The sequence below is a fragment of the Candidatus Enterococcus avicola genome, assembly GCF_047470845.1.
GTDB classification, from domain to species: domain Bacteria; phylum Bacillota; class Bacilli; order Lactobacillales; family Enterococcaceae; genus Enterococcus_D; species Enterococcus_D casseliflavus.
The window spans coordinates 98,403-112,731 of record NZ_JBLGTY010000008.1; the positions used below are offsets into that span (position 1 = coordinate 98,403).

15 protein-coding genes and 2 pseudogenes are annotated in these 14,329 nt (G+C 37.5%); all 17 read right to left on the reverse strand.

The window, feature by feature from the left end; all coding sequences use genetic code 11:
* Positions 1-30 precede the first annotated feature (30 nt).
* Positions 31-535, reverse strand: a pseudogene (locus tag ACI3E5_RS08950) (antirestriction protein ArdA).
* 61 nt (positions 536-596) lie between these two features.
* Positions 597-1,475, reverse strand: coding sequence for a toll/interleukin-1 receptor domain-containing protein (locus tag ACI3E5_RS08955; RefSeq protein ID WP_498821443.1), 879 nt, complete (start codon positions 1,473-1,475; stop codon positions 597-599).
* Positions 1,476-1,547: 72 nt separating this feature from the next.
* Complete coding sequence (locus ACI3E5_RS08960; RefSeq protein ID WP_002298822.1) at positions 1,548-1,769, reverse strand: hypothetical protein; 222 nt, start codon at positions 1,767-1,769, stop codon at positions 1,548-1,550.
* Between the two features lie 4 nt (positions 1,770-1,773).
* Positions 1,774-1,908 carry a DUF3789 domain-containing protein gene (locus ACI3E5_RS08965; protein WP_498855863.1) on the reverse strand — a complete coding sequence of 45 codons (135 nt, stop codon included), beginning with the start codon at positions 1,906-1,908 and terminating at the stop codon, positions 1,774-1,776.
* A complete protein-coding gene (mobT, locus tag ACI3E5_RS08970) occupies positions 1,905-3,089 on the reverse strand; it encodes a MobT family relaxase (protein WP_498821439.1) in 1,185 nt (394 codons plus the stop codon). Before mobT ends, ACI3E5_RS08965 begins: the two co-directional genes overlap by 4 nt.
* A 255-nt stretch (positions 3,090-3,344) precedes the next feature.
* Positions 3,345-3,635: a hypothetical protein gene (locus ACI3E5_RS08975; RefSeq protein ID WP_498821438.1), complete on the reverse strand. Its 291-nt coding sequence runs from the start codon at positions 3,633-3,635 to the stop codon at positions 3,345-3,347.
* Positions 3,625-4,767 carry a DNA cytosine methyltransferase gene (locus ACI3E5_RS08980; protein ID WP_498821436.1) on the reverse strand — a complete coding sequence of 381 codons (1,143 nt, stop codon included), beginning with the start codon at positions 4,765-4,767 and terminating at the stop codon, positions 3,625-3,627. The genes ACI3E5_RS08975 and ACI3E5_RS08980 overlap by 11 nt, the downstream gene beginning before the upstream one ends.
* A gap of 77 nt (positions 4,768-4,844) precedes the next feature.
* Positions 4,845-5,009 carry a hypothetical protein gene (locus ACI3E5_RS08985; protein WP_498821435.1) on the reverse strand — a complete coding sequence of 55 codons (165 nt, stop codon included), beginning with the start codon at positions 5,007-5,009 and terminating at the stop codon, positions 4,845-4,847.
* Positions 5,002-5,676, reverse strand: a complete 675-nt coding sequence (locus tag ACI3E5_RS08990; RefSeq protein WP_498821433.1) for a zeta toxin family protein — start codon at positions 5,674-5,676, stop codon at positions 5,002-5,004. The genes ACI3E5_RS08985 and ACI3E5_RS08990 overlap by 8 nt, the downstream gene beginning before the upstream one ends.
* A gap of 78 nt (positions 5,677-5,754) precedes the next feature.
* Positions 5,755-7,095: an FtsK/SpoIIIE domain-containing protein gene (locus tag ACI3E5_RS08995; RefSeq protein WP_498821432.1), complete on the reverse strand. Its 1,341-nt coding sequence runs from the start codon at positions 7,093-7,095 to the stop codon at positions 5,755-5,757.
* Positions 7,096-7,128: 33 nt separating this feature from the next.
* Entirely contained in the window at positions 7,129-7,482 is a 354-nt protein-coding gene (locus ACI3E5_RS09000) for a hypothetical protein (RefSeq protein ID WP_498821430.1), read from the reverse strand.
* Positions 7,483-7,857, reverse strand: coding sequence for a YdcP family protein (locus tag ACI3E5_RS09005; protein WP_002335604.1), 375 nt, complete (start codon positions 7,855-7,857; stop codon positions 7,483-7,485).
* Between the two features lie 12 nt (positions 7,858-7,869).
* The gene (locus tag ACI3E5_RS09010; protein ID WP_498821429.1) at positions 7,870-8,184 is read right to left on the reverse strand and encodes a YdcP family protein; all 315 of its coding nucleotides are present in this window, start codon (positions 8,182-8,184) and stop codon (positions 7,870-7,872) included.
* 111 nt (positions 8,185-8,295) lie between these two features.
* Positions 8,296-11,520: a fibrinogen-binding MSCRAMM adhesin Fss3 gene (gene fss3, locus ACI3E5_RS09015; protein WP_498821427.1), complete on the reverse strand. Its 3,225-nt coding sequence runs from the start codon at positions 11,518-11,520 to the stop codon at positions 8,296-8,298.
* Positions 11,521-11,617: 97 nt separating this feature from the next.
* Positions 11,618-13,198 (reverse strand): hypothetical protein, encoded by a 1,581-nt coding sequence (locus ACI3E5_RS09020; RefSeq protein ID WP_498821426.1) that lies wholly within the window; start codon positions 13,196-13,198, stop codon positions 11,618-11,620.
* Positions 13,199-13,344: 146 nt separating this feature from the next.
* On the reverse strand, positions 13,345-13,683 hold the full coding sequence (locus ACI3E5_RS09025; RefSeq protein ID WP_498821424.1) for a hypothetical protein: 339 nt from the start codon (positions 13,681-13,683) through the stop codon (positions 13,345-13,347).
* Positions 13,684-13,809: 126 nt separating this feature from the next.
* Positions 13,810-14,242 (reverse strand): annotated as a pseudogene (locus ACI3E5_RS09030) (transcriptional regulator); the annotation flags it as partial.
* Positions 14,243-14,329 lie beyond the last annotated feature (87 nt).

The window sequence follows — 14,329 nt, forward strand, 5'->3', positions numbered from 1 at the left end:
TACGCCATTCAATTTGAATGGCGTATATCTTTATATTGTATACTCAAAAACTCCTCGACTCGTAATCAAATAGTTTCCTCCTATCTCCAAATCTCGACCACACGCATCAAAATCGATATACGTCTTCAAGTGTTCCGGTACTTCACCAAAATCACCAACTTCTACAATCAAAAAATACGCTACATCACTCGTATCATCGCAGTCTGGATAATAGACAATATCATCCACATGCTCTACCATTTCCTCGAAAGAATTGAAGAAAGCGTGTTGAATCTCAGAAGCAACTTCACCAATCGGAGTTCCTTCAAGCTCCTCCGCTAAACCACACAACCGATTAATTTCTTCAATTGGTGTATACTCATCAATTTCAAACGGCAGTTCATAATCATGAATTGCGTACTCTTCGTATTCGTCATATAATCCAATCCGTTCTTTCACTTCATCAAAATCGACAGGTGGGGTAAACCATGCCCCCCACCAACTCACCTTCATTGTATTTTCCAAGGTTCGCAATATAAACACGCATCTGTTCCATTTTAATACTTCCTTTTCTGTATTTGTGACAAAATAAAAAAGCTGAAATACTTTCCAGCCTTTTAGCAATATATCTTATATTCAAATGTCACTAGATTATCATTAACATTTACCACTTTTATTGCAGCAAAGTTTCCATGTCTATTCATCAAAATAAAAACTTCATTTTTATTTATTTTCCTTGCACGGCTAGTATAGTCAAATTTGTCTAAATCATCTTTTTTAGGATACTCTAAATTTGATTCAATATACCCCAGTTTTAAAACTGAGTCTCTATAAGCGTATATTGAATTTGCACCTGCTTTACTCCAACTAGTAACAAACTCATATGAACCACAACCGATGGTAAATTTCCCATCATTATTTGTAAAATTAAAAGTAACTATATCTGACAAATTTGATTTTAAATATTTAATTGATTCCAATTCAGTTTGTACTAAAATTTCCTGTGCATTTGTTTGACTGAATGGATTTTCACCCAGTTCAGGCTTCTTTGTCAGGTCTACATCATAAATTCTTTCAAGTAACTCTTGATAACATCCAAAATAGTCATTATCATTTGAAAAGTCAATATATAGTTTTGATGTTAATGAAGTGGGAATACTTTTATTAGGATTATTCCTTACAATGCAAATAATATGGTCTGAATTAGCTTTCGATAATAATGGTTGAGTTATTATGGTACTCTCATAACCCGTCCCACCTGTTCTATCGTTCGCTTTCTTTACATATAGTTCTGAACAAATACAAAGTACCATTTGGGACTTATTCAATCCCTGCTCCATAAAAAAAGCTAGGTCATTGCCGAGCCTTAAGTCCCACTGATCTAGAATAATATCCACACCATGACTTCTTAATTGAGCAGCTAATTCCTTAACCCATAATTTGTGCTCCATGTCATCATGGGAATAGGATATAAAAACTTTGGGATTTTTTTCCATACAAGTATTTCCTCTCAACTCTGATATAGAACCAGTTTATCCCAGAATTTTTAGATAGTAAATAGCTATAAATCACGCACCAACAATTCGGTTAAACAAATTGAGTAAGACATCTTTCACACCAGAAGCGTTGAAGACCAGTCCGACCGCAATCAAAGCAATGACTAAAAAACCAATTAGTTTGGAAAACTCCCTCTTAAATCCTAAAAATAAACCAATGACAACAATCGCTAGTAAGACTAAAGATTGGGCATTGGTTAAAAACCATTGATATAAATTTTGTCCGAAATTCATCTCGTTACTTTCCTTTCTTTTCCATTGCTCGGTCTGCTGTACTTGCATTCATCAAGCAGATCACAGTAACACCAAGCATACTGCCACCAAATACCAATAAAGTATCTTTTACAATTACCATTACGATTTCTCTTTTCATATAATCAAGTTTTCAATTGCCATACTTTGTTGCTCCAAAATCTTTTTATGCCGGTCTGATAAGCGCGCATTGTGTACCATATCTTGAATATAAGTTGTCTGATTCAACCGATCCAATTCCTTGGCCATCTTCCATGTAGGTGCGACTTGTCGGCCTAACCAGTTTAAGGTTCGGTCAATGGTATAAGGTTTCGGTTCAGAGGTTAATTGAATTTCCTTACGATTCCGCCCAATAAAACGACCCCATTGTTCATTCAAAGGCCAGTTGGTTCGCCGTTTTCCTTCCACCTTATCCGCAAATCGTAAATAACGATTGATAATAGAAAATGTGGTACTTTCAATGCTGCGACCTTTTAACAAATCTTGAATCGCATGATAGGCGCGATCATTTTTCAGTCGAATTTCAAAGCGATTTTTCGTTTCAGTCTGGTCTAATGGAATTCCTAACTTGATATATTGCTCATAATCTTTTTCGTACAAACAAAAATAAACCTCACTCTTGAGGCTACCGATATATAACGTATTGCCCATGCCATCTTTTTCATCGGCTTTCAAAAGTTTCCCTGAACGATAGCTTTTAAAAGTACGGAACAAGGAGATACATTCTTCCTTCTGACATTTTTTCGTTAACTTCGAAATATCCAATAAGCCGACTCGATCATTGATTGCCAAATCCAAGCGTTTCATCACGCCACCGGCTTTAAGACAATCCTCGAAAAAGTCGTACCAGCTACGCTTTTGAGCGAGCAAAAAAGTTTCAAACTGCCGGCACCCACGACCCTTTAATTCTAAAAGGACGCCCTTATCTTTTTCGTGAGACAACATTACCACAATATCTCCCATAACATATTGTTCCTGATAGGAATAAAAGGCGTAATCTTCATGGAGCATATACTCAAATTTTAAATGGAGAATTTCTTGAATAATTTTTCGTGCATCCGTTGTGGGAAAACGAATCCTTACATAGTCAAACAGTAACGTTAAAGGTAAATCGGGATTGAAACTTTCCAGTTGATCAAAAATTTTCCTCATGGTCTTTGTAGAGGCAGTTACGCCACCATTTTCTATCTGATTTAGATACGGACGGCTAAGTCCACAAGCCGTAGCCAATTTATTTTGCGAAACACCATATTCATTGCGTCGATCCTTTAATAACCGATAATCTAAATTCCGTTGTGCCAAGTTCTCACCTCCAAATTCAAAGTGTTAACTTTTTCAAATGAGTTAACACCTAAACAAATCACTTACCATCCTTGATACAACAAGCATTCTTAATCGTTGCTCGCTTATTTTTTGTGTTTTTGTACCCCCCTGTTAGATACGGGGGGTGAGACATCATGGCCGGCTAGCGCCGTCCATGAACAGGCACAGCACCACGGAGGATTTCTGCTCCGCAAATCCTCCGCGGTCAGCGCCTATCAGTGGTATATTTGGCTGTTACTCCGCGGTAATACCCTCAATTTCCAATTCTGCTTTTATCTCAAACAAGTATTGGCGGATATCTGGTTCTTTGGCAAGGTCTGCAATCCGTTCCAATTCACTTATGACTTGACTCAGCTCAATACGAGCATCCGTTTCCTCGTCCAGTACATACGAATCACCAGGGACCTTCACCCCATTTTTGCGAATATCAAAATTGAGCCGGTACAGTTCTTCTTCCAGTTCCGAATCAGACTGAATCTTGTCAATCACCCAGTAGATTTCCCCAATCAATTCATCATAAATCATGCCTATCCACCTCCTTTAATCTTCTGGCAATATCAAAAATGACCGGAACAGTTACTGAGTTTCCGGCCTGTTTATACAACTGACTATCTGAATTGACTTGAGAGGCCCGGTCAAAGGCCCAATCGGGAAAGCCCTGAAGACGCCAGCACTCCCTTGGCGTAAGTTTCCGAATCTGAGATTGATCTGTGACGACTGCTTGTTGGTCTCCTGTTAATAAGGTATGCGCACTTTGCTTTCCCAGACGGCCTCGCCGACTTGTGGAATTAGGAAAAGCCAGGTTCACACTGTCCCCTGGCTTCACCTCTTGATATTCTGTTTCATTTTTCCGAATCATAATCTTCGTTCCCCCTTGTTTTGTTGACAAAGTGGGAGCTGTTCCGGTTACCTCATAAATCCGATTGCCTTGTTCAAAATTTCCCGGTAACCTGCCGGCTACAGAAATTCCATCCTTTACTGGTAAGGCGATTTTGATTCCTTCATCACCTGTTAAGGTTGGCGCTACGCCATCTGAACCATAGACTTGTCCACCCATTCCTCGATTGGAAGGATTGATATTCACCAAGTTTCGGATGTTTTGATCAGATGTTGGAGACAATCCAATGATAGGAAATACTTGTTCGGTACATGCATTTCGAGAATGTCCGATAAGGAAGACCCGCTCGCGGCTTTGGGGAACGTAGGCCTTTGAGTTAAGCACCTGCCATTCCACATCATACCCCAATCCATCCAGCGTTCGGAGGATCGTCTCGAACGTAGCCCCTCTTTCGTGATTGAGCAATCCTCGGACATTCTCAAGGAATAAAAGCTTAGGTCGGAGAAGAGTGGCGAACCGAGCGATTTCAAAGAATAAAGTACCTCGAGTATCGGAAAATCCTTGCCGCTTTCCCGCAATTGAAAAAGCTTGGCACGGAAATCCGCCGCAAAGGATGTCCACTGGTCCGAGGGATTGAATAAACTCATCTGATACCCTTGTGATGTCATGCATCTCCACCTCCTTACTTGTATTATGGATTGCCTTATAACTCCTTCGAGCAAATTCATCAATTTCACAAAAGCCGATACACTGGTGACCCGCTTGTTCCATACCTATGCGAAAACCACCAATCCCGGCGAATAAATCTAAAAATGTCATACATCACCTCATTCATTGCAAAGAAAAAAGCCAAGAACATTTTTTGCTCTTGGCTCATACATTATTAATTTGTCCTACTATTTTTTATCTAACCCAACTAATTTCCGTTGTTTTTCATTGGCCTGATCGGCAGCATATTTAATCACCGTTTTGAACTCTTTTGCAGTAGCATTCTCCGACAAATCCGCAATGCTCTTATTATACTTTTTTACAATTTTCGTTACTTGTTCTTTCTCAGTCATGTAATTGAACCTCCAAATCTTCCTTATCGTACTGTAATGGCAAAAACAAATCCAAATTATCCGTAGCATAATGAACTTCGGAAATGTTATTTATATAATCTTTTATAATAATATGAAGTAGCACATCTGGATGTTTACTCTTTACTTTTGCAATATTTTCTCTTGATTTGAAAAACGTGTTAATGAATGCCTTTTTCGGTACATGACGTCCTTCCGCAAGTTCACGTTTTTGTGTAAAACTCCAAGCAACTTTAGGATCTTGGTAAACATAGAAAATCGTCACTCGAAAATGATTTTTCAGCGCTCGTGAAATATTTTTTTCAGCACTTAATATAGCAAAAGTTGCATCCAAAATAAAAGAGTACCCCTGATTCAAGACATATTTAAATGCCTGCTCTACCAACCAAGAAGATGCTTTTTGAAAGAGACTAGAGTTTTTTCCATTATAATCAGGAAACTGGGTGCGAAAGTAATCCGCATCAATAATCACGTGATTATCATAATTCTCAGCTAACCCCATTGCAACCTCTGACTTTCCAGCCCCAGGACTCCCTGCCATAAAGACTGCGTCTCGTCCAACTTCGGGGGATTTTCCTTTGATAATATGAGAAATAAACTTATCCTTATTTGCTTTTGCATATTCTAAATAAGAATCATTACTTTCCATATTAGTTATCCCCTTTCTTTCTACTATATAAAAGTATTATACGTTACTATCAGTATAAAGTCAGCATTTGAAGGTCACTCAATCATTCATCTTTCCTAATTTATTAATTGAGTCTAAAAAATCATACCCCTTCGGAACGAGCGGAGTATAAAACTCACTAATCACACTGCCACCTGTATCTACATAGCCTCGACCTTTGATGCGTTTCATGAAGAAATTTTTATCAACCTCACCAAACATCATGGAATACCCAAGCTCACTCATGCGACCTAAAGCCACCCGGAAATTAAATTGATCGCGAATCCCATCTCCTAGATATTTCGCATCCGGTCTTTGACAAGCCAGAATTAGAAAGAAACCAGACTGACGACCTAGCATGACAATTTGCTTGAGCTTATTCAAAATCACCGCACTTTCCTTCGTTGTTAACATTTCCATATAAGCCACGTATTCATCAAAGATTAAAAAGTTTGGTGGAAGTCCAAGATAGGCATAATTCTCTCCTATTTTGTAGTTGGGCATTTCTTTCATTGTCCTACTACGAGCCATCATGCGTTCGTAAAAATCTTCCACACAAGCAGAGATTTCCTCTTTTTGGGAATAAACATGGGGCATTACCGTACCTAAATCGGAGAGATCCGCATTTTTGGGATCAAGAACAAAAAGCTCGGCATCAGATTTCAATAAAGCCTCGATGATGGTGAATAAAAAGTAAGTCTTCCCACCGCCTGTACCACCAGCGATTAACATATGGGGGAAAGAATCATAAGCCCATACTTGATTTTTCATCAATCGCAGAGTCCCATTTACTGCCACTACTTCGTCTATCCCAATTCGATTGGCAATCATATCGTATAACAAGGTATATTCCACATAGGAGTCTTTGAGTTCTTTTTCTATTAACTCACAATACAACCCACTTTCTAACTTTTTTTCTAGCTTCAATAGTTGATCTTGATATTTTCCCAGTGAAATTTGAACGCGAATAGAAAGTAAGCCATCCTTCATTCGATAATAGATTTTGGGAAAGTAACTGATGGTCTCTTTGGTTCGACTCCTATTCAAATCTTTGAAAAAACCTTCACTTTGAGTTTGTTTCACTTCATACCAATGGTTTTCTAGAATCATCCGGGCTAGCTTTTGTCGATGCCACAGACTTCGCCAATGTTCAGGAACAAAATGAATATAAAGCAACATCATAGCTCCTGAAAGAGCGAGACTTCCTAGTAAACAGATTAAATCTTTCTTGGACCAAACGATTTCAATAGTAGAAAGTGACACCTTGGAAATCTCAAATTGTCTAAGCTTTTGAAAATAAAAGATGCTCATCCAACCAATGAACAAAGCGATTAGCCAGCCAAGAACAAAGTGATAAATTAAGTGCTGATCTCCTGCACGTATGCGATGCCCTTTGTACATTTTGATGGTTTCCACCTCCAATCAAAAATTATATTAGTCATTTACTGCTACGGGGAGTTGTTTTTTTTCAACCAATTGCGTTAAAAAACTTTCAATGGCGTCCGGCATCTCCACACCGATTTCTTCTAAGACTGATTCTGCTTGACGACATAAACTTTCATTTACCTCGACAACCATAAAGAAGGACTCTTCTTCCCCTAACCAATCCAGTACATCAAAGTCTTCTTTGGCATCGTTACCTACTTCCAGTAACCCTTGATGCATAATCAGAAACATTTTTTCATCATAGGTTAATGCGTTAGTGAGTTGTTCCTCCGTTAGCTCACCTTTTCCATATTGATTGATACAATCTAAAATATGTTCCACATTAATTTCCATATTCTTCACCTATTTCTTTCCTTCATTTTGGTTCGTAGGATTTCCCTGATTTGGTTGTCGTTTTAAGACTAAATCATCTGCCTTAATGAACCAATTGACAGTAGTTCCTTCTCGGAAAACATAATTGGCAACCGTATCCACGATTGGATTGACCAACTCTACCTCTGCGTCATAGGCAAACTCGCGTAAGGGTACATTTGCTGGGATACTAACTTGGATCATTCGACCTTGCGCGGAGGATTTCAAATTATATGTCCGTTCTTTTACTTCGTTACTAACCGTTCCGTCCTCATTTTGCTTGCGCACTTCTCTACGTAATGCGGAAAAACGTAATTTCCCAAATGTTAATCCTGAATCTACGACAATACCTTCTGTTAATCTCATCTTCTTTTCCTCCTATGCTTTCACTAAATCATCAACATACAACACGTAATCGGTAAACCCACGATTCTCAATCTCATAGCCTTTGGCAACCAAGTGGGGATTCACAGTTTTTAGCGGTTGGTCTTGATCAAAATCCTTTTCGCCGGCTTCCGCAGCTACTACCACCTCAATATCATCGGCCCGTTGCTTACTTGAAAACAGATGGTAACTTCGACCAACAATTGTAGTATTTCGACCATACCCTTCCGATAGAACTTCACCTTCACCACCATATGTTAGTTTTCCGAACGTCTCGACCATATCTGGCACAACAAATTTCAATTCCATATTTTTTTCCTCTTTTCATTGTTAGTTTTGGATACAAAAATAGCGCGACCACTTTTTAGGAGGCGGTCGCGCATGTTAGTTCTTAGGATTTACTTGTTTCATCTCATTACCTTAGTTGCGGCGATTCCAGAAGTAATACCCAGCCGTCACAAAGATCAAACTAAAGCCAATGAACAGTAACACATTAGAATTTTTCTCCCCAGTTTGAGGGAAGGTCTTCACTGTAGGACTAGATTCTTTAGAGCCACTTGGAACAGTTGGTGTTTCTGGTTGTTCCGGCGTACTTGGTGTGGTTGGAACTTTTTTTGGAGTTAAGGTTTGATCTTTTTCTTTTAGATTTTCATTGTGTTTTCCATTGATATTTCCGTCTTTATCATAATTGATTTCCGCAAAAGTAAACTTGGTTCCTTCTTGATATTTACTTGTATCTACTTTTTCCGCAAGCACGGTTTTAGTAAATTCTTTGTCATTCACTTCATATTCAATCTTGCCGGATTTCCAAATTTCTTTGTTCGTACCATCTGGCAATAAAGCATACAGAATTGTTTCGAAGGCTTCTTTTGAGCCATCTAGTACATCATGGGTAATGGACACATCATCAAACATATCTACCACATCACCATGCGTGAAAGTTTGCGAACCGTCTTCTAAGTGCGCTTTTGTTTGGATGGAAACATGACGTTCCACTGTACAATTGACAGTTTGGGCTTGATTATTCAAACTAGCATCCTTCGCTACTGGTTCATCGCCCGCTTCAAAGGCTTCTTTGTTTTCATACACATAGTTGAATAAGACGATGCTTTTGTCTAAAACTTGTTCGGCGGTCAATTTATGCAGAATTTCCCAAGTTCCTGTTTTCTCTTTGTTCGCCAAAATTGCGGTTGTTTCGGCAATTACCACTGGGTTGGCTTTTTCATCTTTTTCTTGGGCAGCTTTAGTGGCTTCCACGTCAATGGCTTGAGCTACCACATACCAGTCTTCTTTGATTTCATGTAAGTTATAGCTCAATTTATCAACTAACTCAGTAGAATCAAGGGTAGTCAATTCTTTGCCTCCGTCTTTCCAAGTCGCAAGGGAAGTCACACTGTCTTCTTCCTCAGGCAAATCATAAAGCATCAAACGGTTCAAACTAACAGAAAATTCTTTATTAGTCAGTTTCTCGTAAGGAACGGTCACCGTCTTAATCGGTTGTTTTTGACCTTGTTCGGTAATGGTAAAGACATACTCACTCTTGGTGTAGTCTTCTTTGTTTTCATTAAAAGTAGAGCGGATTTCTAGTGGTGTAATCTTCTGGAATCCTTCTGGAGCTTCTACTTCTTCAAATAAATAATCACCATAAGGAAGATTTTCGAACTTACCATAACCATCAAAACCTAATTGCTCATTATAGGCTGTGGTGACTTCATCTTCAGCTCCAGTAATTTCACTAGTCCCTTCTAATAGTGTTAGTTTAAAAGTTAAATCATTGAAGCCAGTTTCCGTAGTCCCAGCAGCTGAACCGGCAAATTTAAAGAAATCAAAACCAAAGCGAATCACTTGTTCCTTTGCCGTAACATCTCGGGTAATCACGGCATTTTTTTCGTTATCATCAACCTTTTTGATGGATACAGTGTATTTGGTTTGATCTAAACTATATCCTTCTGGTGCCTTTGTTTCTTGCCAGTAATACTCGTTGATGGCTAAATGTTTAACGGCAACTTGATTCTCTTCATCCAAAGTCAAAGTCACGGTTTCATCAGAAGCTTGCGTTCCTTTCACTAATTCTGGTTTAAAAGTTTCACTCCATTTAACAGCTTTTCCATCCCTAGCAGTAAACAAGGTGTATTCAGCTCCCTCGAAGACTGCTTTACCCTGTGTTTTATCTCCAGTATCTTTGTCTTCTTTTGTCAAAGTGGTTTCCCCAGTAATTTCTTGGTTTTGCCCTTTGACATTACTGGTAACAAGAGCTACGGTTTGATTGGCATACTTCAATTCGACTTTTAGTGGTTTGAAAGTATTCACAAAACCATTAGATGCTTTTGACTCTGTTACATAGTAGGTTCCCAATTCCAACGCGTTAGCAATCTCTTTTGGTGTTTCCGCATGACCTTTTTCATCCGTGGTCATTTCTTGGACGATTTCACCGGTTGGGCTATCTTTGCGAATGGCAAACGTATTGCCAGCTAAAGAGTAGTTGTCATTCCAAAGATCACTCCCTGTTTCAATCCCAGTTTTATCCAGAATGATTTGACCTTTTTCTCGCGTATTTTTTGAAGTCACAGAAATGGTTTCGCCCGCTTTAATCGTAGCAGTCATGGGTGTAGTATCAATCGTATAAGGCGCCGGTACCGATTTTTCGGTAATGGTTACCTTTGTACCATGGGGAATCCCATCCAATGTAGCAATGCCTTCTTTATCGGTAGTCACATCTTTTGCGGGTAAAGTTTTCCCAAAATCTAAATGGAAAATTGTCCCTGGGACAACATCACCTGATTCTTTATCGACTTTTTTTATCTTCAAAGAACCCTCAGTTTCTACGTCAATTTTAATCGTATAGCTATTAGGTTTATCAATTGCACCAGCCATGACTGTTTGAACTCCCGCTTTCTTATAGGCGACTGGAGTTCCAGTATCGGCTGATTTTTTTAATGTTAATGTACCTGACTTGGAGTTAGGATTCGGTGTAAGTATAAGTTGATTCCCACTTACTTGGTAATCAATATTTGCCGTATTTTGAACCACTTTATCAAACTCGGATAAATTTAATTCATTTTTATCTGTTAAAGTTGTCGATTGACCTAAAATTGTTTTTACCGTGCTATCATGAAAACTCGGCTTTTTTTGATAATCTTCAATTGCCTTGTTAATTTTTCCTTCAATCGATTTTATATCAACTGTTGCACCTCCTAATCGTTTTATAGAATGAAGGGTATAACCGTTTACTTCTTCCCAAATCATCTTTTGTGCCACCATATTGGTATCCATATCTGTTCCTACTTTTTTCCAAAGAACTGAAACTAGCTTCGCTTTTTCAGACATTGCCGGTAATGGATTTTTTTCATAGCCCGGAGTGACTTCTGTTGGAATCCTAACTCCCGGTTCTATGCAAAATACTGTTTGTTTCTCACCATTGTATTCAGCATATAGTGGTGTAGTACGTTCTGAGAGCTTACTACCATCACTAAAGGTTCCATCAACTTCATAAAGTTTACTTACATCATAGTGAATCGTTACTTCCTGAGGGTGAATAACCTCATCAGCAAGGGCAACAGCTGGACCAATCGCTCCGCCAATTGTTTGACCCAACAGAGCTAAAGTCGCAAATAATCGCAAATTTTTAAATCTCGATTTTTTCATATAAATAATCTCCTTTCGTTTTTAAAAATAAAAAAAGACATTCGATAATTCGAACATCTTTTAGTTAATGCTATTTAGTTAAAGAAATATAAAGAGTTTAATACCAAAAAGAATTTTTTTCTTTAATTACTTTTGCTTCTTCATTTTTAAAATGCTCTCTTTCTCCAAAAAACTCATCTGATGCTGCAACAGTGGGATCAAGCCAGTCAGCTTTTTTCTTAGCCCAGTCAATCCATTCATCGGAGTATTTATTCGTATTATCAGAGATTCTGGCTGCTTCGACATACTTTCGAATACGTTCAGCATTCTCAAAATCAATTGCCTCGTTTAATAAAAATAATGTTTGTTCAACTTCTTCATTGTATCGATCAATTTTCTTTCTTCGAAGAATTCTTTCTTCTTCTCTCTTTCTTTCAGCTTCCTCATGAGCCAGTCTATCTACTCTGACTGATTCAGATGCTTCGTATAATGCAACTAAAATTTCTCCTAGTCTTTCTTCTAATTGATAGCTTTTACTATCTCTGAAAATACGATTATTACATAATCGCAGACTCAGTCTACCATTGAAAGGATAGTCATATTTTCTTACTCTAGGTTCGTAAGCATACCTACCACGTTTCTTGTCTTCCTGATATTCCAACATTTCCATATTTTCTTTTTTCGTTAAAACATGAGGGATTTTATCCTTGGCTTCAGAAAAAGTAAATGAAACAATCTCATCATTAATTAAAAAAGCTTCTTTATCCGATAATAATTGACATCCATAAGGTTCAATTGCTCTTATTATAGAATCAAGAATTCTACTTCTTCTTTGTACACATTCTTCAGATAAATTATCCGCATTCATTGGTGGATCTTCGAGATTATGTTTTCCCCATCCTTTCGCAAGATTTTTTTGATATTCTTTCTGCCATTTAGTAATACTTTTTTTCTGTTTCAACACAGTAGGACTAAACTTTTGATTCTCATCAGATAACGATATTTGTTCTGCTATAGAAAGAATTGCAGCTAAAGTCTCTTTTCCTAAAAAGTTCAATTTTTCCTCAATAGCAAGTTGTTTTTCTGGTTCAATCCATTTATTATTCCGAAGTCCAGACTTCCCTTTAGGATAATTTCCTTTAGGAAGAGGAGGTCTTTTTATTTTAGAGCCCGTTCTAACTTTTGCCCAATATCCAGCTGGTGGTGTGGGAATATTCAATGATTTACATACTTTTCTGATTGCATTGTCTGACACATGATATTTTTTTGCAACTTCAGTTACTGGGTCTGACCAAACTTCTTTATAAAGTCCTTCACGATCATAATAGTTATATCCAGTTTCACGCATATCAATCAAATCTGGAGAATCGACAACCTCTTTTTCTAATTTTTCATTGTCACTTATTTTAATTGCTGTAAGATCTATTTTTTTCTCTTCGTAAGAAATATTTTTGACTCTTTCAAACAACTCGATTTTTTTATTAAATTCTCCTGTTAGTTCAATCACAGTCACTTCTTTACCGCTACTTAACTTAGCCCAATATCCTGAAGGTGGTGTAGGAATCTCTGCTTCTTTTAATTGAGCAAGAAATTGTTGATAAGGAATATCATATTTTCTAGCGGTCGCAGCAGCAGAAATATCCCATATTTCATCATATAACTTTTTTCTCGTAGTAGTATGTTTGATAACATTTTCCATAGTAATCACCCTCTTTCCACCCAAATTGCTTTTCTCGACTATTCGATCTTCTATTGCGAAAACATCAGAATTATTTTTTTCTCGTAATTTAGGAAGTATAATTTCAGCTAGTTTGGGATTAGTCTCATTGACTATCGCTCTGAAATTTATGATTCCTCCGATTCTTCGCTTTCGCTTAATAGAAAAACCAAGTCATTTTTAATCTCTTCAAATTGTTCCACGATTTTATTTATCCCATTCTCAATGTTCTCTACTTGAATGCTATTTATTTTACCATGGTTATATGCAATCAATCGTTCAGGTACGATTGAATAAGACCAACTAGCACGATAGCTATCGTCAGATTTTATTGCAAAACCAATTGGTAACAGATTATTCCTCATTCCCATAGTCAACATATTTGATGATATACCTAAAAAGTCAGCAGCAATTTTAATAGTTATTTTTGGCATAGAACGAATTTCATCATCTGTATATTTCCCCATCTCTCTCACCTCCCCCAAAAAAGAAACCGCTTTCTACTACATTATAGTACATAAAAATGAGAACAGTTAAAAGAGCCATTCAATAAATAAATAGCTCATATACAAACAAACTATTCTTTTAAGAAGCTAATTAACACCGTATATCAAAAACTCCAAAGAGACTTTTCCTATATAGGTATACTGAATAATGCGATCGGTATTTGGGATATCTTTCCCATTCTCGTATTTGTCCATCGACCATTTCGTAATCGAGGGTGAAAAAAATTTTCCAAAGTCTTCTCTTTCTAAACGATAATCCCTTCTAATCTTCCTGAATCTTAGTCCCATTCGGAAAGGATCCAACTTTTCAAATTGGTTAATCGTATTTCCCCTTTTCAACATCTTGCTAAAAGTCTCTCCATACAAAATATAAGGGACAGCCACTTTCCCAAGATAGGCAACATTTGTGCCTTTTTCCCATCTCTATTTTATCGACAATGGGGAATTTAAACGAACCATCATCCTGTTTTATATCCATAAAAATTTCTTTGCCATCATCAGTATGAAGCGAGATAATTTTCTATCTTACATTTATTCATAAAAATCTCTTTTCACTTTGAATATAAAAAAGACCTTCAATTTTTGAAGATCTCATCGTAAAAATTTA

Excerpts from the sequence above, each read along its gene's own strand:
- ACI3E5_RS08955 (WP_498821443.1), bottom strand. The coding sequence starts at position 1,475 with ATGGAAAAAAATCCCAAAGTTTTTATATCCTATTCCCATGATGACATG.
- ACI3E5_RS08960 (WP_002298822.1), bottom strand. The coding sequence starts at position 1,769 with ATGAATTTCGGACAAAATTTATATCAATGGTTTTTAACCAATGCCCAA.
- ACI3E5_RS08965 (WP_498855863.1), bottom strand. The coding sequence starts at position 1,908 with ATGAAAAGAGAAATCGTAATGGTAATTGTAAAAGATACTTTATTGGTA.
- ACI3E5_RS08975 (WP_498821438.1), bottom strand. The coding sequence starts at position 3,635 with ATGATTTATGATGAATTGATTGGGGAAATCTACTGGGTGATTGACAAG.
- ACI3E5_RS08980 (WP_498821436.1), bottom strand. The coding sequence starts at position 4,767 with ATGACATTTTTAGATTTATTCGCCGGGATTGGTGGTTTTCGCATAGGT.
- ACI3E5_RS08985 (WP_498821435.1), bottom strand. The coding sequence starts at position 5,009 with ATGACTGAGAAAGAACAAGTAACGAAAATTGTAAAAAAGTATAATAAG.
- ACI3E5_RS08990 (WP_498821433.1), bottom strand. The coding sequence starts at position 5,676 with ATGGAAAGTAATGATTCTTATTTAGAATATGCAAAAGCAAATAAGGAT.
- ACI3E5_RS08995 (WP_498821432.1), bottom strand. The coding sequence starts at position 7,095 with ATGTACAAAGGGCATCGCATACGTGCAGGAGATCAGCACTTAATTTAT.
- ACI3E5_RS09005 (WP_002335604.1), bottom strand. The coding sequence starts at position 7,857 with ATGAGATTAACAGAAGGTATTGTCGTAGATTCAGGATTAACATTTGGG.
- ACI3E5_RS09010 (WP_498821429.1), bottom strand. The coding sequence starts at position 8,184 with ATGGAATTGAAATTTGTTGTGCCAGATATGGTCGAGACGTTCGGAAAA.
- fss3 (WP_498821427.1), bottom strand. The coding sequence starts at position 11,520 with ATGAAAAAATCGAGATTTAAAAATTTGCGATTATTTGCGACTTTAGCT.
- ACI3E5_RS09020 (WP_498821426.1), bottom strand. The coding sequence starts at position 13,198 with ATGGAAAATGTTATCAAACATACTACTACGAGAAAAAAGTTATATGAT.
- ACI3E5_RS09025 (WP_498821424.1), bottom strand. The coding sequence starts at position 13,683 with ATGGGGAAATATACAGATGATGAAATTCGTTCTATGCCAAAAATAACT.